Here is a 22,115-nt window from a genome sequence, read left to right on the forward strand (position 1 = left end):
GCGAACGGACCGTTGTTACAATCGCTGTGGTCTCCAGATTTTATTTATTTCCCTTAGCGGTGAAAATCCGGAGACCAAGGCGACCGCTGCCGCTTTTCCACTATCGTTCCATCCTCTCCGCTGTTTAAGCGGGGGCAAGGTTACTACAAAAGGACAATCCGTTACGGACATGACATCGTGGATTGTAGCTTAGAATAGGTTCAAACAACTTCAAACAGCAATGAGAAACTTCGGCAACTCTGAGGTACCCCGGCAACATCGAGTACCTTCCAGTTGTGCCGCCGTCCAAACGATGGTTGCACAGCCTACTACAGAATTAGTTGGACAAATATATCTTAATTTAGCCGATTTGGAGCATTTGAGGAAATTAGGTGGATTTATGCTATTTATTTTCTAGAAAATCTTCTTTTTGTTCTGATCCCGGCGTAACAAGTGCCTTTTTTCCACCTATTGTCTGGCCGGGTCTCTTCCGCGCGCGAACAAGTGCCCAAAATCCAACTATTTCCTGACGTGAAAGCCGGACTACGCGGGCAATGCAGATAAAACAGTCGCCCAATGCAGACATTGCAGACATGTTACTCCCATCACAAAAAGCAGCGGTTCCCCTTATCGGGAGAACCGCTGCTCGAATCAATGCTATAGACTTGCGGACACTACTCTACTAATTGAGACTGATTATCCGGTAGACTACCACGGCAGCCTGCTCCTTGGTCATCTGGGCCTTCGGCAGGAAGTTGCCGTTCTGTGCGCCTTGGATGACTCCGGCAGCCCGCATCTTCTCTATTGCGCCTGAAGCTTCCGCGCTCAACTGGTTCAGATCCTTGAAGCTATGAACAGCGGCAGAATCGCCCTTCAGTATGATTTGCTCTAGCTGGACGAGCCGGTTCAGCATGACCGCCATTTCCTGACGGCTGAGTGTAGCGTTAGGACTGTAGAGCCCATCTGCTCTACCTTTTACAATACCTAAGGCTCCTGCAATGTTAATAGCCTCGGCATATGGGGAATCCGTACTGACATCCTTGAAGCCTGGAGCGGCTGCTTCAGCCTGAAGGTCAAAAGCATCGACCAGCAGCTGGGCAAACTCCGCCCGGTTTATCAATACCCCGATCTCATAGGAAGCCTCTGCTCCCAGAGGAAGTATTCCTTTTGCAGCCAGAGCTTCAACACTCTCGGCAGCCCATTTGCTGCCCTTGTGATCGGTTAGCTTCACCGTGGCAACCGCATATTGTCCAAGCTCCTTGGTCTTGAAGGAAACATAGCCTGTAGCCGGATCATATTGACAATCCTTCACAACTGTAAGCTTGCCATTCTCCAGCACCCCATATACCGCAAGCTGGTGCGCCCTCTCGCCTGACTTAAGTTCATAAGGCAGCAGCAAGGTAAGCGCCGTTGCGTCAACCGCTGTAATCTTGGCTCCATTTATCGCAAGCGAGAAGTCCAGTACAGCGGCCCCATCCAGGCGGGCCTTCACCGCTGCCGGCCATCCGTCCTGGGCCACACGCTTCACTTGAAGCTGTAGAACATCTCCTGCCTGTGTATCCTGCAATTTCAGCAGCTCTGTATTCAGGCTTAGAACCGCACCGAAGCCGCTTTCAATCTGAATCTCCTTAATCTTCGGCTGTGCGGCGAGACTCTGAAGCGGAAGCCCCAGCCGCAGCGCTTCGGCTCCAGAGGCAGGCTTGACGGCGATCTTCAGAATGCCGCTGTCCAGCGACTGAAGCACGGCCTGGCGGACGGACTCAGGCGTGAGATTCACATGCAGGATTCCTTCCTTATCCGGGGAAGCCTGAACGGTCAGCTTACCGTCTGCGAAGACCGCTGCCGGAGCAGGTGCCTGGGACGATGGAGCAGAGCCAGACGATGGGGACGGGGATGTACCGTCAGTTCCCGCTTGCGGTACCTCTGCTGGTGCCACAAAGGTCAAGATCCCGAAATTCGAGGTATCCCGCCACGTATCCTCTCCCCTGTCATTCCACTTACTCGTACTGCGGGTGCCGTCGCCCCGATCATCATTGATCTGCAGATCAAGCCCGATGGAGCTTCCCGCCTTTGCCTTAATCGTGCCGAAGTCGATCTGCGCTTCCACGCGGTACCCGGTGTCCGTATGGACTACCGCGCTGGTCAATCTGCTATCCGAGGCGCCTCCGCCGAAGGAAGCCACATTATTAATATTAATCCGGTATTGGCCATCATCCCCCTCGTAATAAGGGGTTCTGTTGAAATTCTCATCGATGAAGATTTCCACGGAGTCCTGATCCCATGGATTTACAGCATCTGCCTTCAGAACGGCATCCTTCACGTCTACGATCAGGTAGAGGCTGTCCTCCGACCACATTGATCTGGCTTCTGCGGTGGTGCTGTAAGGCGAGGAAGCCAATTTAACTTCAAAAGGCTTCGCCAGCTCCCATACCGCATCCATCTGCCCGTCAATCTGCACCTGACCCTTCACTGACTCCGCTGAATTAGGCATTGCAGAGAGCTGGAGGACTCCGTAACGGCTGGTATCCGTATCCTGGGATTGGCTTCTATCATTCCAGTAGGCAGGAACAGAACCCGGAACACTGGCGTCACTGACACGGATATCAAGACCCAACTCCGCGCCTGCGGAACCTTTGACGGTTATAAGCGGAATTTTCGCTTCAATGATATAACCGCCCTCACGTTCTGTACTGGTGAAGCTGACTCCTTCGGTCCCGGAGCCCGAACGCGGTAAGCTGATCTTGCGGTCATCCGGCTGATAAGCCGTAGTCTTCCCATTGTTCTCATCCAGGAAAAGCTCAACCTTGTCTTCCGCGTTCCGACTAGCATCGGTAACGTCTGCCTTCACATACAGATTGTTCGTATCCCACAGCGTATGAACCTTGGCAGTTACTGTACTGCCCTGTTCCAGCGGAATCCCTGCTGTTTTGCTCCACAGGGCTTTCCCGGCTGCGCCTGTCTGAGGCGTACCCTCAAGCGATACAGCTACATTATGGATGTCCGGCAGCTTGGAGGGATCAGCCGCTCCCCAGAAAGCAGGCTTCGCCTTCAGCTGCTCATCGAATAACATGGCATGGTTATTGTAGCTTTTCTCATCCTGCACGCCCCAGATGGAGACTGAGGAGATCGTGTCCTTGTATCTCTTGTATAGCTCGAACAGATCATTATAGCGCTTGCCCTGCCGTGCAGCGATATCCGCTGGCAGCGGGGAGGACGGGCTAATGCCCGAATCGACATCCAGCTCGGTGATCTGAATATCCAGCCCCAGCTGGGAGAACTGCTGAATGGTCTTCTCGATCTCCGGAATGGACGGTGAGTACAGGCCATGGTGAGACTGGAGGCCCACGCCGTCAATCAGATTCTTCGCCTTGAGCGTCTTCAGCAGCTTGTAGATATGCTCACGCTTTTCGGGAACCTCGGTGTAATAGTCATTGTAATAGAGCTTCGCTTCCGGATCGGCGGCACGTGCGAATTCGAACGCCTTCTCGATATAATCCGGGCCGATCAGGGTATACCAGGGGGACAGTCTCATGCCGTCCGGACCGCCCCCATTGTCGGCAATCGCTTCGTTCACTACATCCCAGGCATAGATTTTTCCCTTATAGCGGTGCATAACCGTCTCGATATAACTCTGTAGGCGCGTAAGCAGCAGTTCTCTGCTGGCCGGCTGGCCGTCAGGACCCGTGAACATCCACTCCGCAGCATCGACGTGCCAGAGCAGTGCGTGTCCGCGAAGTCCCATCCCGTTTGCCTGGGCAAAATTCACATATTTATCCGCACCGTCGAACACATAAGTGCCCTCGGAAGGCGCAAGGAACTTGGGCTTCATTTCATAGGTGGCTGTGACGCTGTTGAAATGCTTCTTCAGCAGCTCCCCGTAGACCCCTTCCATTTGCCAGGAATACGCTGCGGCTCCGATGGCGAAGCTACCAGCGTAGATGTCTTTTAACGACGGAATATCCTGTTCAATGCTCAGCTCTGTAGCAGGCTGGGCGGTTACATCATCCACATAGAAGGATAAGGTATCGACGGTATCCTCTGTAATATAAGGCGTCTCCACGAACAGGTTCAGCTCGGACGGCTGGTCGCTGTACTGGAAATTCCCCTTCAGCAGATGCCATTGATCCCACTCATCAGCCTTAATGCTAACCTTATCGATCGCATTCCAGCTCTCGGAGCCGGCCTTCTTATACACGGTCATCTGCAGGCTTTTGTCGGCCTCCGGCTTCTCCTTCAGGCGGACATACAGCGAGAACTGGTAGCTCTTACCCGGCCGCAGATGCTCCTTCACACTCAGGCTTGGCCCGTAGAAGCTGCGCTCCCTTCCCTCTACCAGCATACTGTGAGTTCCGGTATTAGCCGTATCCTGACTCACCGACAACGATTCCGGGCCAATCCGGTTCTTCCAGCCCTGAAGCGTTCCGTCTTCAAAATCCGTACGCAGCCCTTCCTCCCCCTCCGGGACGTCAACCGCAGCGGCAGTGATCTTGATATCGTCCACGTAGAATGCGGTTCCTGCTGCGGCTTCTGCATAAATCTCTGTGAAGCCTACCTTATCGCCTGTAATAAAAGTACCTTCCAGATAAGTCCATTCATCCGACCACTGCGTTCCGTTAAATTCTGCTACAGGCTTCCAATCCTCGGCTTCGCCGATTTTGGTATGTACCGTGAATTTGACCGGCGCCGGAGATTTCACCCATGCTCCCACGGTGTAGGCTGTATTCGGAGTCATCTGGTCCGTTAGCAACTGATTGGGCCCTTCCCAATCCTTGGTCCGTCCATCCACATACAGACTGTAGGAGCCTCCATGATAGACTTCCTTCGTTACCGTAAGCTGTTCGTCGCCTTTCTTGGTCCAGCCCTGCGCGGTGCCGTCCTCATAGTCCGAAGCGAGAACAACCGCCGGGCCTCCCTCGGCCGCCGCATGAGCCGGTGTGCGCATAGGCAGCACCGAAGCTGCCAGGACGACCAGCGCCAGCGTGAGGCTCATTATTCGTTTAGGCTTGAGCATCTGTACCCTCCTTAGATTCATCATAATAAAGCGTTTACATAATGGATTATAGCCGATTGGAAATCGTTTACAAATAACAATTTGATAGGATTGATAACAAAATGATAAGCGGGGCTGGGGAAATTAGCGGTTTTCCGCATACACCCGGCCCCCCCTCGCGCCAGCACAATGTAATCGGTTTTTTGATTACATTTGGCCCGCACACTACCACCCAGCGCAATGTAATCGGTTTTTCGATTACATTCGGCCCGCACGGCACCATCCGGCGCAATGTAATCGGTTTTTCGATTACATTCGGCCCGCACACTACCACCCAGCGCAATGTAATCGATTTTTCGATTATATTTGGCCCGCACACTACCACCCAGCGCAATGTAATCGATTTTTCGATTATATTTGCCCCGCACACTACCCCCCAGCGCAATGTGGTCGGTTTTTCGATTACATTTGGCCCGCACACTACCACCCAGCGCAATGTGGTCAGTTTTTCGATTACATTCGGCCCGCACACTACCACCCAGCGCAATGTAATCGATTTTTCGATTACATTTGGCCCGCACACTACCACCCAGCGCAATGTGGTCGGTTTTCCGATTACATTCGGTCCGCACATCACCATCCGGCGCAATGTAATCGGTTTTTCGATTACATTCGGCCCGCACACTACCACCCAGCCGAATGTAATCGGTTTTTCGATTACATGCGCACCTCGCCTGGTCTATGCCCCGGCGGAACCCGGCCGATTTCCTATTTCTACGCAAAAAAGCAGCACACTCCATCCCTCCGAAGTGCGCTGCAAATTATACAGTCTATCATTTACTTTTACTTTGTATACTCTTATCTATTTACTCTATCTTATTACTACTGCTTATTTACCTATCTACGATTCTTTATTTACTCTACCCACTTCACTCCGCATACCTCACCACGACACGTTCCCCCGCCTGCAGCTCAATACTCACCAGACCGTCCGAATCCGGCTTCACCAATAGGCGGTCTTCTCCGCGCGTAATCTCCAGAGGACTTTCTGCCAGAACCCGGCAGACTCCACCAAGATGAGCGGTAACCTCCGCTTGTCCGAGAACGCCAGCGCTCCAGGTCAGGTTCACCTCATAGCCGCCGCGTGCCCGCAGCCCCTTCACTCTTCCTTCGCTCCAGCTTGAAGGCAGGGCGGGCAGAAGCTCCAAATAACCCTGGTGGGATTGCAGCAGCATCTCGGCAATTCCGGCTGTAGCTGCGAAGTTCCCGTCAATCTGGAACGGCGGATGCGCATCGAACAGGTTCGGATAGACACCGCCGCGTTCATTGTTAACAGCCTCCGGCTGAACCAGCGTCAGCAGGTTAGTGATCAGCTGCTTGGCGCGGTCACCCTGTCTGAATCTGGCCCATAGTCCGATTTTCCAGCCCAGGCTCCAGCCGGTTCCGCCGTCTCCGCGAATCTCAAGCGAGGTTCTGGCTGCTTCATACAGCTCGGGAACTAACTTCTCCGTGATCGATCTGCCCGGGTAGACCCCGACCAGATGGGAGACATGGCGGTGATGCACATCCTCATCCTCCACATCTGCCGACCATTCCTGAAGCCGGCCGCCTGCACCAATCTGCAATGGCAGCAGCCGCGCGCGGGCGGCCTCCAGCTCGGCCGCGAACTCGCCGTCCAGCCCAAGCAATCCGGCAGCAAGGCTGCAGTTCGTGAACAGCTCCGCGATCAGCGACAGATCCATGGTTGCCGCTTCGCTGACGGCATACTTCTTGCCGCCGTCTACGATTTTGTGCTCAGGAGAAGTGGATGGTGAGGTAATCAGGTACCCTTCCGGGTTCTCAATCAGCCAATCCAGGCAGAACAAGGCCGCTTCCTTCATTACCGGATAGGCGGTCTCCCGCAGATAGGACAGATCACCGCTGAAGGCATAGTGCTCCCACAGATGCTGGGTAAGCCATACCCCGCCCATCGCCCAGGATGCCCAGACCGGATCTCCGTCGCCGTAGCCGCCAACGGGAGCCGACTGCGCCCAGAGATCGGCGTTATGATGGGCTACCCAGCCGCGTGCGCCATAGTTAATCCGGGCCGTCTCACTGCCGTTGGCCGCCAGCCTCCGGGTATAGTCAATCAGCGGCTGGTGCAGCTCGGACAGATTGCAGACCTCTGCCGGCCAATAATTCATTTCCGCATTGATATTCAGCGTGTAATTGCTGCTCCACGGTGCCCGGGTATCCTGATTCCAGATGCCCTGGAGGTTCGCCGGCTGTGTACCCGGACGGGAGCTGGCAATCAGCAGATAACGGCCGTAATGGAACAGCAGCTCTACCAGCCCCGGATCATTGCTGCCGTAGGCGGCAATTCTCTGATCCGTCGGCATTCCCTCTGGGGCCAGACTCTCTCCCAGATGCAGCTCTACCCGGTCAAACAGCTCCCGGTGGTCGTCAACATGACGGCCCAGCAGCTCGGCATAAGGCTCATTGATGATCCGCTGTACCGCTTGCGCAGTCTGCTGCCTTACATCATAATCCGCCTTCACTGTGCCGGATTCCGCATCGAAGGAGGTTGCCGCACTGAAGTATAAAACCGCTTCCGTTGCGCCAGTAACCTCTATGCCGTCTGCACTAGCTTCCAGGCGGCCTCCAGTCTGGACCGCAGCCAGACGGCCGTGGAACTTCAGACTCTGCGGAGACTCTCCACCGTAACGGACCGGCTGATCGACTTCGTAATAATTCGGCGCCACATATTCAGGAGCATGTCCGGTAATCGTGTATTGCTCTCCGTCTGCTTCCGAACGGTGACGAAGCAGACTGTCCAGCTTCGCCCGGAAGCTGAGCCGGTGCTCCTCGCTGGCCGTTAAGCGGACAATGATCGCCTGGTCCGGGTGAGAGGCGAAGACCTCCCGGGTATACCGGACACCGCCGATTACATAGGAGACGGTACCAACACCCGTGGACAAGTCCAGCTTCCGGCTATATTCCCCGTCTATGGTCTGCCCGTGCTCCATCGTAAGCAGCAGATCCCCGAACGGCAGATAGGATTGGGCGTAGGGGCCCATCATTTTTTTGCATAGTTCATCCGCTTCTTCGTTCCTGCCTTCTGCAATCAGCGCCCTAACCCTAGGAAGAACCTCACGGGCTCCCGGATTATTCCAGTCTGTCTTGTACCCGGACCACAGCGTGTCCTCATTCAGCGCCAGACGTTCCTTCTCGATGCCGCCAAAAATCATAGCCCCCAGCCGTCCGTTCCCGACTGGAAGCGCCTCCACCCAATAAGTGGCGGGGGTATTAAATGAAATATTCATTGCGCAGCTTACCTCCATACACCGTAATTTCTAATCTGGCTGAACCCTTAAGTCCTGATAAATCCTGATAACCCTTTCATTATATAGGCATCAGTCAGGAAAGACGAATCCGCAGGCTATATTCCAGAGGAGTGATGAGTGTTACGATGACTTTCTGGCAGCCTTCGGGATAGCTCATCCCGCGGATATCGGCCAGGTGATGCTCATGACAGCCCTGCTCAAGCTCCATCCAGTCCTCCCCTGCGCTATAGCGGAGTGTTCCGGCGGTCCAGAAGGAAGCCTCGCTCATCCCCGGCACCGGCGTCAGCGCGGAGCCTTCAAGTCTGCCCTCGCTGCCGAAGAGCAGGACGATCTGGGTCAGCACATCTGCCGGAGACGGCGCTGAGAAATGCAACTCCCAGCCTGCTTCCCACTCGCTTATCTTCACGCAGACACTGCTCGTCTGGTTATGAGTAAGCGGCCGCTCTCCATGAGGCAGCAGATACCACGGGCTGGTAGGCAAGCCGGTGCGCGGAGGCAGCTTATCTGCGGGAATAGTGCCGTAATACCCCTTCCCAGCTACAGACTCCAGACGATAGCCGCCCGAAATCTCCGTCAGCGTATCCATCGTAATCAGTCCAGGCTCGAAGCTTGAAGCCAGCTGAACCCCCAGCAGCCTTGCCCGGCCATGCCGCAGCGAGAACAGTGAGGAAGCTTCGGTCATCACGCTTACACTGGTCTCTCTGCTGCGCACACGGGCAACCGGAGCACCGAATTCCGTATGCTGCTTGCTGTGGCGGACAGGCCCGCCGTAGCCGTCCTGACCGATTCGGCCCATCAGCTCCTGACGATTAAACGTGCCATTGATCACCTTGCGGTAGCTGTCCGGCAATTCTCCCGGCGAGACTGAAGCCGCCTGCATCTGCGGATAGAGCAGGAACCCCAGCATAATCTGATTGGGCAGCGAACCCGGATGGATAACCGAGCGGCCTGCCAGCTCCGCAAGAGCAGCGAATTCCGGGTCTCGGTCATGCTCAGCCATCAGCTGGTAGCACAAATAATAGTCAGCCAGCGAGTAGACGCTGCCGAAATCCTGCCGCCCTGAGTAATCGGTGACCACCTCACCATCCGGGTGAACCAGGTATTTCATCATCCGCAGATTCTGGCGGACCGGCTCCAGCAGCTCTGGACGGTTCAGATCCTGCGCGGCGTAATAGAGCATGATGTCGCTGACCGTATTGTAAATTCCGTTACTCCGCTCCGTCCATTCGCCGTCCGGCGTAATGTCCATCCCCTCCTGAAGCCATTCCCCGGCTCTTGCCTGTAACTCCTCCAGGGCAAATATCCGGTACAAAGACCCCAGCGCGGCAGTCAGCACCCAGCGGTGATTGGGGGTATGTACACCCCCGGTCAGCATCGCCGGAATCGTCCGCACAAGGAAGGCTCGAATCTGATCCGTCACCGGCTGCAGCGGCGGCCAGCTCTGCCGCTCCAGCAGCGTGAGGATATTGGCTAATCCGACCACGACGAACGCCGTATCCGGCGGGGAATGATAATTCGTCCAGCCCGGCGAGATCGTGCCGTCCTCATGCTGGAAGCGCAGCATGAATGCCATCCCCTCATGCAGCTGCTCCAGCAGCTCCAGATCCCGGTAATACCGGGACTGCGGATTCACCAGGGCTGCCGCCCATGCCGCCAGATACTGGGCCGTGCCGGTATGATTCGGCCAGGCTACACCGCTCAGCGGATCACGCACGCCCCCGAAGTACCGGCTCTCCCGGTCACGGATCTGCAGCTCCATAGATTCCTCTGTCCATTTGTCATTAATGTCCGTTATCTTCTTGAACATCTGCTCGACTCCCCTATCTGCCAGCCCTGTTAGGGCATGATTTATACTGAACCTGCACTTGCACCAGCCAATACAGTACCAGTCAATAGCCTCAACCCTTCACAGCTCCGGTCATCACACCTGAGACGAAGTATCTTTGCAGCCATGGATAGACGAGCAGAATAGGCACTGTGGCGAACATTACAGTAGCCGCCTTCAGACTCTCCGGCACAACCGTGCTGACCGCGTTCCCCTCCATTCTCATCAGATCGGATACCTGGCTGTTCTGGATCATATGATAGAGCTTAAGCTGGAGCGGATACAGCTCCGGCTTCGTGATATACATCAGCGTATCCTGAAATCCGTTCCATCTGCCGACGGCATAGAACAGGCTTAGGGTAGCAAGCACCGGCATGGATAACGGCAGAATGATACGGATCAGCGTCCCGAACTGGCTGCTGCCGTCAATCTCAGCAGATTCCTTGAGCGCGTCAGGAATACCTGCCAGAAAAGAAATCAGGATAATCATGTAGAAGGGGCTAATAAGTCCAGGGAGAACCAGCGCCCAGATCGTATTGAGCAAATGCAGCTCCCGTGTCAGAATATACTCTGGAATAATACCGCCGCTGAAGAACATGGTGACGACAATGAGGAACATGAAGATTTTACGGCCTTTCAGATCCTTCTTCGACAGGGCATAGCCCGCCGCAACCGTCATCATCATGCACAGCGCTGTGAACAGCACCGTCAGGAATATCGTGAAGCCCAGCGAGCGGATCATCGCGGCATCACTGAACACTTTTTTATACGCCTCAATATTGAAGTCCATAGGGAACAGAGTGACTCTGCCCGAAGCAATCGGGACGGTTCCGCTGAAGGAGACCGCGAGAATATGCACGAACGGAATCAGACATGCCAGCACCGATAAGGTTAAGCAGATCACAATCCATGTATCAAACGCCTTGTTAGCTGCTCTTTCATTCATAATGTACACTCCCGATCCAAAGGTTGATTAGAGGATGCTCTCGTCTGTAAGCTTCTTGGAAATATAGTTCGCCACCAGCAGGAACAGAAGTCCGACCACCGCCTGGAACAATCCTACCACCGTAGCCAGCGTATACTGCCCCGATTCCAGACCGATCCGGTAGACAAAGGTACTCAGCACATCCGAGTATTCCATAACCGCAAGGTTACCGATCACGAACGGCCGCTCGAAGCCAATCGAGATCATGTTGCCCAGATTAATGATCAGCAGCGTAACAATCGTCGGCTTGATCCCCGGAATCGTAATATGCAGAATGCGCTTGATTCTTCCGGCCCCATCGACCTCCGCCGCTTCGAACAGCTCTTTATTAATGCCCGCGAGTGCCGCCAGATAGAGAATCGTCCCCCAGCCTGCGCTCTGCCAGACACCAGTCAGCAGGTACGTGATCAGCCAATAATTTTTGTCAGAGAGAAAAGGAATGGCATCCAGCCCCAGGCTCGTTAACAGGTTGTTAATCATCCCGGACTGCTGGCCAAAGAGCTGGTACACAATCCCGCCGATGATTACCCAGGAAATAAAATGCGGAATATACAGAATCGTCTGAGACAGCTTCTTGAACCAGACCACCTTCAGCTCAAATAGCATAATGGCAATAATCAAGGGGGCGGGAAAAGAAACGATCAGATCCAGAAAGTTCAGCATCAACGTGTTGCGTAAGGTTATATAAAAGTCCTGATTCGCAAATACCTCGCGGAATCCGTCAAGACCAATCCATTCACTGCCACCAATGCCTTTGAAGAAGTTGAAGTCCTTGAACGCAATCTGTACACCATACATTGGACCGTATTTGAAAATAATAAAGAACAGCATGGGTAAGACCAGCAATGCGTACATCTGCCAATTTCTGCGGAAATAACGGGTGTATCCCACAACGATTCCTCCTCCACTGTGCCCCTGAGGCTGTAAGGGGAAGCAGCCAAGACCGGCAGCCCTGCCGCTCCCCTCCCTCACGGACCTCGAATTCAATTATTTCTGCTCGCTGTAGGCAGCCTTGCGTTCATCCAGAATGGCCTGTCCGCCGCTCGACATGTAGTCCTTCAGCATACTCTCATAGGTGACTTCGAATTCACCAGGGGAGACCATTGTAGCTTTCACCATTAGCTGCTTGATTTTATCGCTAAGTGTCGTGCCGTATTTGCTCTCGGCCTCAATCGGACGGCTGGTGAATACCGGCTCAATCGGGTTAGTGGTGGAAATCGTCAGTGATTTCGCGATGATGTCCTGATACTGGGTGCGGAAGCTCTTCACGAAGGCCTCATTATTCTTCTCCTGGCTCTCAAAAATCCGTCCGTTCGCAATAATCCCAATATCCCCGCCGCCAGACAGCTTGTTCGAGGATTCGACAGACAGATCCGGAATGGAGACCGGCACGCCGTCTTCCAGCGTATAATGCTCGCCTTCAATCCCGTTCTGGATATATTGCAGATGACCATCTGTAGACATCCAGTCCAGATACTTGATAGCTTCCACCGCATGCTTGCTGGACTTCGGAATCATAATGTACATCCCGTTCGGAGCAGATACCGGCTTGGCCGTCTTCCCCTCGCTGTTCGTGAACGGATCAATGGCGCTCAGCACAGCCTTCGGGTTATTCTTCGTCAGAACATCATAAGTACCGTCAGGGTAGAAGATCGCATCGTTATCATCGCTGAATGCGCCCACAAGCCCGTTCCCGATATTCTGCGTAAGGGTCTCTTTATTCTCATCCAGGGCAAAGTCCTTGCTGATCAGCCCTTCGTTATACAGCTTGTTCATATATTGAATGGCATCCTTGAATCCGGGCAGCAGAATCGGGTAGTCCCGGGAGCTGAGATTCTGCGTAAGCTCGAAGCGCTCCTGCTCAGTAACCGGCTTGATGAAGGACCAGACCAGCGAATCATACTGCGCCGCTGCAATCGTCATGCCCAGAGGAATCACTTTGCCGCCGGTTTCACCCGGATCTTTGGTCTTGAAGGCGGTCAGTGTATTATATAGCTCCTCTGAGGTAGCCGGAACGGGAAGCCCCAGCTTATCCAGCCAATCCTGACGGATGAAGGAAGCATATTTACCTATCGTAGAGCGTTTGGCGGGAATGCTATACTGGACGCCATCGTATTGACCGTAGCGCAAAGTATCCTCGCCAAGGAACTTGGTCAGGTTCTGTCCGTGTTCTTGCAGCAGCGGAGTCAGATCCGTCAGCCCGCCTTGCTCGGCATATTTGTTGAAGGTCCCGGAATCATAGGTGAAGACGATATCAGGAACATCGGTTCCGCTGGCCATCAGGACATTAAGCTTAGTCACTTCTTCCGAGCGGGGGATAGGAACGAATTCCACATTAATATTGTTAGCCTTTCCGAAATTCTCTTTAACATAATTGGTGAGGAAATTATCGGATGCCGTAACACCGGCCGGCGCATTGCCACGGTCAAAAATTTCGATCTTCAAGCTGCCGGCTGGCGCTGCACCGTTGCCGCTTGCTTCACTGGAATCTTTAGACGAGCATGCAGACAATACCATGGATGACATAAGAACCGCTGAGAGACCGAGAGCCAACTTTCTTTTACCGTTATCATTTGTCATATTTCCTATCACCTATCCCTTTCGATTTCTGATTTCAATCAGCCTGTTGTCTCTGTATGATGCTTACGGCTTGACCATGTGATGAATTATTACATCGTTTGCGGAATTCGACAATATACATGTTTCTTATTGAATTTTCATGAAAAACCCAATGAAATTACAGCATTTTTCATTCTGAATATACAATTATCGCAGGAATGCTTCACGAAAATCGTATCCATAAACCTAAATATCTAACTCATATATAACTAGTCATGTTATGTATTTACTACCCATTGCACCAGACCTCCCACAATAATCAAAAAAAGCGCAAACCCGGAATCAGCTGAAGCCGGATTTACGCATTGCTTATTCATCTTTATGGAGCTTCAATTTGCGGTAATCCCCCGGGGTCATGCCCGTAATACGCTTGAAGACCCGTCCGAAGGTAATGGAATTAGCATATCCAATCTGCAGGGCAATATCCTGTATGCTCTCTGAAGTCGTCTCCAGCAGTTCCTTGGCCTTCATCAGCCGCAGCTCTGCGAGAAAGTCCACGAACTTCATATTGAATTCTTCCTTGAACAGGTAGCTGGCGTATTTCGCAGAGATCTGGAACCGCTCGCTCAGATGATTCAAGGACAGATCAGGATTCGCATAATGCTCTTCTATATAATGCTTAACCTCGGTAATCATCACCCGGTGGCTCTTCAGTTCATTGACCGACACATAGACATGGTAGGTTTCATTCAGCCAGCCGGTCAGCAGCTCCCGGATCTCTTCAAGATTGGTGCTGCCCCGGATGCGTTCCCGCAGACCGCCGCTCCATGCTGCCGCGAGCTGACGGTCCAGCGTCTCCGCTATCCCCTTAAGCTCCTGCTCCAGCGCCTGGAGCAGCACTTCCAGCAGCATATAGATCTCTTCGTCCTTCAGGCGGTCCGTGCGGAAGGAATTGAAGATTTCGTCCAGCCGGATTCGCCAGTTCTCGCCCGACAGGCGGAATTCACGGACCAGCTGGGTGAAGCTTCCGAAGTATTTATAGCTCTGCAATCCGGAATCGTCTTGCTGATCCATTTGGACTGCCGCAATATCTGTTCCCAAGGCCAGCCTGTGACTGAGCACCTCAGCCGCTGCCGCGTAAGAATCCCGGATCTCCCGCCAGTCCCGGACGACCGTACCCACTCCGAAGGTCAGGGATACCCGCAGATTATCCATAATCCAGCGGTGGCAGTCTCTTGCCAGCTCCAGCATCGTATCACTGTCATCCTTCACCGGCTGGAACCGGAAACCAATAATCATCCCCAGCCGCTCCCCGCTGATCCATTCGGCCCAGGCCTGAAGCTGCTTATCTGCCATCAGGTCACCCAGTACATTGGTTAAGGCGAATTTCAGCAGGTTCTGATCCTGAGCAGGCAGCGCATGCCAGTCCTTCTCCCGGTTCAGCTCGGCTGTGAATACAACGAACGCTTCGAACTCCCTGGTGCCCTCGAAGGGGTCCAGCGTCTCCAGCCGCTCTACCACATCCTCCAGCCGCTGCCCGCTGAGGAAATCCTGGAACAGCTCCCGTCGCTGAATGACCAGATTCTCATAACGTTCCCGCTCATAGTCGGTAGTGATCTGCACCAGCCGGTCCAGCGCATTATGCATCAGGGCCAGCTCATCGGAAGCTACGCCAGGTGCGGCATTCTGGGCCGCAGGCTGAAGTCCTTGAATCCGCACCATCAGCTGATGGATGGGCCGGTAATTCCGCCGGGTGATGTAGATGATATACACTACGCCCAGCGCAATCGTCAGCAGCCCGAGAATGAACCAGACGTAGGAGATCACCGAGATCCAATCGAATAAGCGCCCGGCCCGGAGTCCGCTCTCGAAGGTCCAGCCCAGATTCTTCGCCTCGACCTTCGAGAGCGTTCTGTTATTCTCGCCGTCTGCGGCCGGAGCAGAATCATAGATCGGTGTCCCCGAGACATCCTTGATCCGCAGGAAGGACAGTTCTCCACTCGTCAAGCTGTCCACTAGACGCTCTACGCGGTACACACTGACATTAATAACAATATAACCGTCGGAGCCCCAAGGAATCGGCAGCCTGCTGGCCAGGCTGATCACCGGCCGCAAGTCCTTAGAGTTCCTGGGCTGAACCATCCGTACAGCGCTCCACCCCTGTTGCTGCTTATTCTTATTCGCAGAGAGCTGCTGCAAATATTCTGCCTCCAGCCCTTGGCCCTGCCCCGGATTCACGTATCCGCTCTGGCCCAGCATCAGCTTGTCCTTGTTACGGTAGACATAGATTGAATCAATCATGCTGAAGCGTTCGGATAGACGGTTCATACTTTGCACAATTTCATACGAGCTGCCTGCCGGTGAGTCCGTGCCGGAGGGCGCATCCAGGAAGTCATTATAGGAATAGTTATTTCCGATCTCCTGCAGCACCCCCAGCTCTATATCATTCAAGGTCCGCTCCACCGTATCCGCCACATAGCTGGTGGATACGTAGTTAGCCTTCTCCGTCTCGCTGCGGGACAGCTCTGTAATGACCATGAAGGCCAGGAAGATTAGAACAGTGACTACAAGCAGGAAGACAGGGAAGTATGAGAATAGCATCCGACTATACCAACTGCGCTTCATAGAGCTTCCCCCTTCTTCTTATTCAGACTGCTGCTTACGTGAAATTGAGCTTACCTTGTACAGCAGCAATGCGCCGAGCGCGGCGCTGACCGTACAGGAGAAATACATCAGTCCCGGTCCGCCGGTCTCCAGCAGATACCCGTTCAGCAGATTCCCGGCAATGCCACCAAGACCGACAAACACCATATTGAACAGACTTTGTCCTGTGGCTTGCAGCTCTTTACCCGTAATGGAGGCCACATATTCTACGGCTGCAATGTAGAAGAAACCAAAAGACATGCCGTGCAGCGTCTGGACACCTATCATAACACCGGGAACAGGAATGAGCCATTGGATCGCCCAGCGGAGCATGTAGACAACGGAGGCCAGCATCAATGTTTTCTCATAGCCGTACTTCTTCAGGACTCTTGCGGCCACGAGCATTGCCGGAACACTGGTAATGGAAGCAATCATCAGGGCGATGCCTGACCACGCGAAGCTCCCGCCCGCCATCTGAAAGGTCAGCACAAAGAAGGAGTTGAAGGCCGTAAGCGTCTGGTTCACCAGAAAACAACCGGCGAGAAATAGCAGGAAGACCCGGTTACCCAGCAGTTGCCTGATTCCGCTGGTGAACGTTACATGCTGCGCCCGCCGCTGCACATTCACGGGAATGGTCATCACGAGGATAAGAGCAAGCAGGTTGAATAGCAGGAAGGGAATCCACAGCTCGGTGACCCCCATCCAGTTCAGATACAGTCCGCCGAAGTACCCTCCCAGCGCCGTGCCGATACTGCCGAACAGCCGGATGGTCCCGAACGAGGTGCCTGCGGCTGAAGCTGCATTCACTGCATAAGCATCGGCAATCGGCGTCTGGGTGCTCTGAAAAATCGTATACAAGCTGTATACCAGCACAATGATGACAAGCCATTTTACATTGTAGAGATAGACTATGGTGCCGGGAACAATCAGGGTAAGCATTAGTACCAGTCTTGTTCGTTGATAGCGGTCCACCAGAATTCCCCATAACGGCTGAAACAGAATCGCCAGCAAGGTGCCGAATGCCATCATAATTCCAATCCTCTGGCTCGTCATGCCCTGATGAACCAGAAGAGAGGTGACATACGGGTTGAAGCTGCCCCCGGCCAGACCTGTGAACAGATACAGACCGCGCATCTTCAGCAGGACCTCGCTCTCCTTGCTGCCTACAGAGAATCTCATTATACTTGTTCCGCGTCTCATTTTCATACCCTCAATTCTGCCCGGTTCCTGCGCTCAGCCTGCTTCGGGCCGCCGCAGCAGCACCTATCGCTCCCGCCTGATTGCCGAGCACCGCCTGCCGGATGGTTAAGGATTGCTCAGGAGTATACCGGCTGACCCGCGCTGCAACCTCCTGCACATAGCCCGGGTTCTTCTCCACGACACCGCCGCCGAGAATGACCAGCTCCAGATCCAGCGTAATCGCTATATTCTTGACCGCCGCCGCCATCTGTTCATACGCATGATCCAGCAGCGCCAGTGCCGTCTCATCCTGCTGCTGCGCGGCTGCAAATACATGCTCCGCCCGGACCGCATCGCCCTGCGCCAGCTCCCGTATCAATGAACTGCTGTTATTCCCGTGCAGCCTGGCCGCCGCCTTCGCCCCGATTCCCGTGCCGGATACCTCCATCTCAAACGGGCCGAACTCACTATACTCCGGATCGGCAGCAGCATGAACCGCTCCCGGCTCAACGATGAGATAGCCAATCTCACCCGCAGCGAAGCTGGCTCCCCGGTAGAGCTGGCCGTTCAGGAACAAGGCGCTGCCCACACCAGTACCGACCGTGATCATAATGAAATGCTCGGACCCAGCAGCCGAGCCCGCTGCATACTCGCCCATAGCTGCCATATTCACATCATTGTCCAGCACCACCAGTCCGGGATAATAAGCGGCAATTACCGGACGAATATCCATGGTTGCAGGCCAATTGAGCGCCGGTGCGCTGGTCAGTGTTCCGGTACGCTCATTCATGACTCCAGGGAACCCGATGCCCACTCCCTTCAGAGAAGCGAGCGTAGTTCCGTTACGCTTGCAGAGCTGCTCCAGTTCGGCGAATAACCAGCGGAAGAACACCTCCGGCTCCCGGCTCAGCTGCGTTTCCACCTTGTACTGTTCAAGCACCGTTCCTACTTCATCTGTGAGGCATAGCAGTGTCTTGGTGCCGCCAACATCAATTCCGGCAGTTAACATATTCATCTAGGATTCCCCCGTCATTCTATAAAATATAAGCTTATGCTCCTTATGCCCGCATCTCACGAAAAGCCAATTGGACCGCGGTCTGGACCGCTCCAAGTACCACATCCTTGTCCCCGTGGCTGGAAGCAGCCAGCCCGGGCTTCCGGTGAAGCCCCCCGAGCCGGGATTCCAGTCTCTCCAGCAGGATATCCCCATGGCTGCCCAGTTCGCCTCCAAGGACCACAGTCGTTGGAGCCATCACGGTACAAATACTGCCCACCGCCTCTGCAAGCAGATTGCAGTAGGCCTCGATAATAGCCAGTGCAAGAGGGTCGCCTCTGCGCACTGCATCCCATATCTGTGCTGCCGTTCCTCCAGGTGTAGACAGCAGATACGCTGTATCACCTGCGCCTGTATATTCTTTTGCCATCTGGTTGGCCAGTTGCCTTAATCCGTCTGTAGACAACACATCCTCCAGCCTGCCTGCGCTCAGCATCAGATTGGCTAGTTCGCCTGCACCGCCGCCAAGCCCCCGGTAGATCTCCCCATGAATAATGAGGCCGCCCCCGGTTCCTGCGCCGATGGAGAAGTACAGCAGAGAGCCGCTTGCCGCCATCCCCGAAGAGGTATACTCTGCCAGAGCGGCGAGGTTGACATCATTCTCCGTCACGACAGGCACGGGGATCAGCCGGGCCAGATTAGCCCTCGCGAGCACCGCTTCACACCCGTGCAGCGGGGCAACCAGGTCAGACACGCTACCATCTGCCGGGTCCACCACGCCTGGAATGCCGAAGGCCGCCGCCCGCAGCTTCTCCCGGGAGATCCCGGAATCCGCAAGCAGTCCCTCTATACTCTGAACCAGGAAGTCTTGACACACCGCCACTGTCAGCCCGCTATCCGGCATAGACAGCTGCTTGTAATAGCAGATCTCTCCACTCATATCCGCAAGTGCTATCCGCAGGCTGCTCCCCCCCACCTCTGCCCCTAGGGTATAGAAGCATTTCGGGTTGAATTCCACCAGAGTCGCTTTGCGGCCCTGGGTGTTCTCCGCTCTGCCGGTCTCTCTGACCAGTCCCCGTTCTATAAGATGAGCAATGGCCGAGGATACCGTAGGCTTGCTTAAGCCGGTATACCGGCTAAGATCCGCTCTGGATTGCGGTCCGCCACCGATGATCCGGTCCAGAATCAGAAATTCATTCAGATTGCGCATGACCTTGGGGGTCCCGGCCGTTTGAATTCTCACGATTCATACTCCGTTCTATATATAGTTAATTAAGTTTACTAACTTAATGTATAGTCTAATATACAGTCTTTCGGGCGATTTATCCAGCCCCTCTTTCCTCATCTCCCCCTCTCCCAAAACACGAAAATTCCCGATCCTCCTGCGGATCGGGAATGAGTGCCGGGCTAATTCAGCATTTTCTCCATATGCAGCACTTTGTGGAAGCCGGCCTGAGCGGAGAACAAGCGGGTATTCTGTACCTTGAAGGTCCGGAAGCCCACCCGCTCATACAGCTTCTTCGCCAGCGGATTCGTATCGACAACCTCCAGCATCACCTTACTGCGGTCCGCCTCCCGGGACCACGCGAAGACGGCCTCCAGCAGCCGGGTTCCGACGCCCAGCCCTCTGGCCTGCTCGGACACTACAAGCGGATCGATATGCACTGCATTAGAGGGGGTATTGCCATTGAGCAGGCGGTAGAAGCCATAAGCTGCGTAACGCCAAGCGCCGCCGAGCACACCGAAGGTCTGTCTGAGCGAACGGTAGCTCAGCATCATGAAGAAGCCATCGCCTGTCTCCAGACCGGCAAAGCCTACGACCCTTCCCTCATACACCGCGTACAGGGCGTTGTCATAACGCAGGCAGCGGCTCAGCACCTCCACAATATCCTGCTCTTCACGGGAGAAGATCCATATTCCACTGAATTTCAAGGTGAAAGCCTGATAGTATAGCCTGGCGACCTCACGTTTCTGTTCTTCATCCAAGCGGTCTACGATCTCTACTTGCAGTGTTGACATACAGGTTCCTCCTTATTGTTCCACTCCAGATTCTATCCACCTTAGGGAACCAGCCCGCTTCACGGTTACCTGCTGTCCCCTTGCCCTGTTCTGCCAAAGCCTTGGAGGACTGTATTTACCAGAAGCTTCGGAGCGTCATTCTTCGCCAGATTCCCCTTCTGGATCTCCTGCCAGGCAACGAACAACAGATTATACATGACCGTGATGATCCAGTGGGCGGGCATTCCGGTATTCAGCAGACCGCGTGCCTGCCAGCCCTCCACCGCTTCACGCAGCGGCTGCTTGATCCGTGCTTCCTCGGCTACAATATGCGGATTCTCGTCCACTGAGGCTGCAGAGCTGAGAAAAGACACCTTGCCGCCCAAAGGAATCAGCACCTCGAACACTTCCGTCAGGAACGGGAGCATATCATGCTCCTCTGCGGTAACTCCCCCGAGCGCTTCTTCCACCAGCCCGATCGCATTCAGCGCCAGCGCATCCAGCAGCAGCTCCCTGGTAGAGAAATACCGGTGCAGCGTCGCAATACCGATCCCTGCGTGATCCGCGATCTCCTGCAGCGTAGCCGTCGGCTTCATCGCCAGCAGCTCCGTCGATGCATCCAGAATGGCCTTCCGTTTGGTATCTTTAACACTGGTTTTCATGAATATAGGCCTGCCTCTGCTGTAGGATGAGTGATATTTCAGTTAACATAATGATACTTTAATTATTATAATGAGATGTTTATCTATCATTTAAGTTTATTTTATACCGGGAGGTGGGTGGTGTCAAATTGTTCAAGGCCAAAGTAAAAACCCCCTCAAGAAAAGCTGAACGCTTCGTAAGGAGGTGACTTTTTCCTCCACAGGGGAGGTTTGTTATCTATGGATTATCTTCTTTCATTCACACCGAGCTGTTCCTTCAATGCATCCTGCAGAATCCGTGAGTAATTCACGTTATTTGTTGCTGCGAGGTCATCCAGCCATTTGGGAATAGTTAGTGTCTTTTTCACGGAACGTTCTGATATGGAACTCCGGTAAGGTGGCATGAACACCTCGATTAGAGCAGCCATTTTCCCCGTTCCTGCTGTGAGTTTATTGAGCGCATCAATACCAGAGGGAGCAGGAATCAAGTCGCCGTCTTCCTCCATCCCAAATAGGTGCAGCGCGAGACAATCTTTGGCCATTTGGAACGCTTCGTCTATATTTTGACCGCAAGTAATTGCACCAGGAAGATCAGGGAATTCTACAGTAATTCCATCTTCGTCTTGTTCAAAGGTCGCAAAATAACGGTAAAATTTTACTTTATCCTTCATTTGAATGATCTCCTTTCGCTGGAACTATTGAAGTCCTGCCTGCTTGAGGATACTTATGATGGTTTTCTTCGGCAGATCTTTGTTGGGATGTGGAATGGTAACCTTGCCCGACTTGACTGGATGTTTGTATTGATAGTGGTCGCCAGTCGCCCGGATATAATACCACCCGTCTGCTTCGATCATTTTTATCATTTCTCTTGAAGAATAACCCTTCATAGTATAACCATCCTCCTTCATCAAGGATAATACGTATGAAAGCACGTGTCAATGGATGAATATAAGCCTTAATCATATTTAAAAACCCCTTAAAAAGCTCATTAATCTTCTT

15 protein-coding genes are annotated in these 22,115 nt (G+C 53.8%); all 15 read right to left on the minus strand.

Features of this window, described 5'->3' with window-relative positions:
• Positions 1 to 661: 661 nt before the first annotated feature.
• On the minus strand, positions 662 to 4,990 hold the full coding sequence (locus MKY12_RS21905; RefSeq protein ID WP_339310764.1) for an endo-1,4-beta-xylanase: 4,329 nt from the start codon (positions 4,988 to 4,990) through the stop codon (positions 662 to 664).
• 67 nt (positions 4,991 to 5,057) lie between these two features.
• The gene (locus MKY12_RS21910) at positions 5,058 to 5,660 is read right to left on the minus strand and encodes a hypothetical protein (RefSeq protein WP_339310766.1); all 603 of its coding nucleotides are present in this window, start codon (positions 5,658 to 5,660) and stop codon (positions 5,058 to 5,060) included.
• A gap of 238 nt (positions 5,661 to 5,898) precedes the next feature.
• On the minus strand, positions 5,899 to 8,271 hold the full coding sequence (locus tag MKY12_RS21915) for a glycoside hydrolase family 95 protein (RefSeq protein WP_339310768.1): 2,373 nt from the start codon (positions 8,269 to 8,271) through the stop codon (positions 5,899 to 5,901).
• 94 nt (positions 8,272 to 8,365) lie between these two features.
• Positions 8,366 to 10,099 (minus strand): hypothetical protein, encoded by a 1,734-nt coding sequence (locus MKY12_RS21920; RefSeq protein WP_339310770.1) that lies wholly within the window; start codon positions 10,097 to 10,099, stop codon positions 8,366 to 8,368.
• Positions 10,100 to 10,190: 91 nt separating this feature from the next.
• A complete protein-coding gene (locus MKY12_RS21925) occupies positions 10,191 to 11,063 on the minus strand; it encodes a carbohydrate ABC transporter permease (RefSeq protein WP_209877530.1) in 873 nt (290 codons plus the stop codon).
• Positions 11,064 to 11,090: 27 nt separating this feature from the next.
• Positions 11,091 to 11,957 carry an ABC transporter permease subunit gene (locus MKY12_RS21930; RefSeq protein ID WP_051477937.1) on the minus strand — a complete coding sequence of 289 codons (867 nt, stop codon included), beginning with the start codon at positions 11,955 to 11,957 and terminating at the stop codon, positions 11,091 to 11,093.
• A gap of 132 nt (positions 11,958 to 12,089) precedes the next feature.
• On the minus strand, positions 12,090 to 13,682 hold the full coding sequence (locus MKY12_RS21935; protein WP_339310771.1) for an extracellular solute-binding protein: 1,593 nt from the start codon (positions 13,680 to 13,682) through the stop codon (positions 12,090 to 12,092).
• A 348-nt stretch (positions 13,683 to 14,030) separates the two neighbouring features.
• A complete protein-coding gene (locus MKY12_RS21940) occupies positions 14,031 to 16,286 on the minus strand; it encodes a helix-turn-helix domain-containing protein (RefSeq protein ID WP_339310772.1) in 2,256 nt (751 codons plus the stop codon).
• Positions 16,287 to 16,304: 18 nt separating this feature from the next.
• Positions 16,305 to 17,510 (minus strand): MFS transporter, encoded by a 1,206-nt coding sequence (locus tag MKY12_RS21945; protein ID WP_339310773.1) that lies wholly within the window; start codon positions 17,508 to 17,510, stop codon positions 16,305 to 16,307.
• A 4-nt stretch (positions 17,511 to 17,514) separates the two neighbouring features.
• Positions 17,515 to 18,498 carry an ROK family protein gene (locus tag MKY12_RS21950; RefSeq protein ID WP_339250059.1) on the minus strand — a complete coding sequence of 328 codons (984 nt, stop codon included), beginning with the start codon at positions 18,496 to 18,498 and terminating at the stop codon, positions 17,515 to 17,517.
• A 43-nt stretch (positions 18,499 to 18,541) separates the two neighbouring features.
• Positions 18,542 to 19,720: an ROK family transcriptional regulator gene (locus MKY12_RS21955; RefSeq protein ID WP_339310775.1), complete on the minus strand. Its 1,179-nt coding sequence runs from the start codon at positions 19,718 to 19,720 to the stop codon at positions 18,542 to 18,544.
• Between the two features lie 164 nt (positions 19,721 to 19,884).
• The gene (locus MKY12_RS21960; RefSeq protein WP_339250062.1) at positions 19,885 to 20,496 is read right to left on the minus strand and encodes a GNAT family N-acetyltransferase; all 612 of its coding nucleotides are present in this window, start codon (positions 20,494 to 20,496) and stop codon (positions 19,885 to 19,887) included.
• A 65-nt stretch (positions 20,497 to 20,561) separates the two neighbouring features.
• Positions 20,562 to 21,137: a TetR/AcrR family transcriptional regulator gene (locus tag MKY12_RS21965; RefSeq protein WP_339250064.1), complete on the minus strand. Its 576-nt coding sequence runs from the start codon at positions 21,135 to 21,137 to the stop codon at positions 20,562 to 20,564.
• A gap of 224 nt (positions 21,138 to 21,361) precedes the next feature.
• The gene (locus tag MKY12_RS21970) at positions 21,362 to 21,787 is read right to left on the minus strand and encodes a type II toxin-antitoxin system HicB family antitoxin (protein WP_209988406.1); all 426 of its coding nucleotides are present in this window, start codon (positions 21,785 to 21,787) and stop codon (positions 21,362 to 21,364) included.
• 24 nt (positions 21,788 to 21,811) lie between these two features.
• A complete protein-coding gene (locus tag MKY12_RS21975) occupies positions 21,812 to 22,003 on the minus strand; it encodes a type II toxin-antitoxin system HicA family toxin (RefSeq protein ID WP_339250066.1) in 192 nt (63 codons plus the stop codon).
• Between the last annotated feature and the right edge of the window lie 112 nt (positions 22,004 to 22,115).

This window comes from Paenibacillus sp. FSL M7-0896 (genome assembly GCF_037975415.1).
In the GTDB taxonomy this organism is placed as follows: domain Bacteria; phylum Bacillota; class Bacilli; order Paenibacillales; family Paenibacillaceae; genus Paenibacillus_AQ; species Paenibacillus_AQ silagei.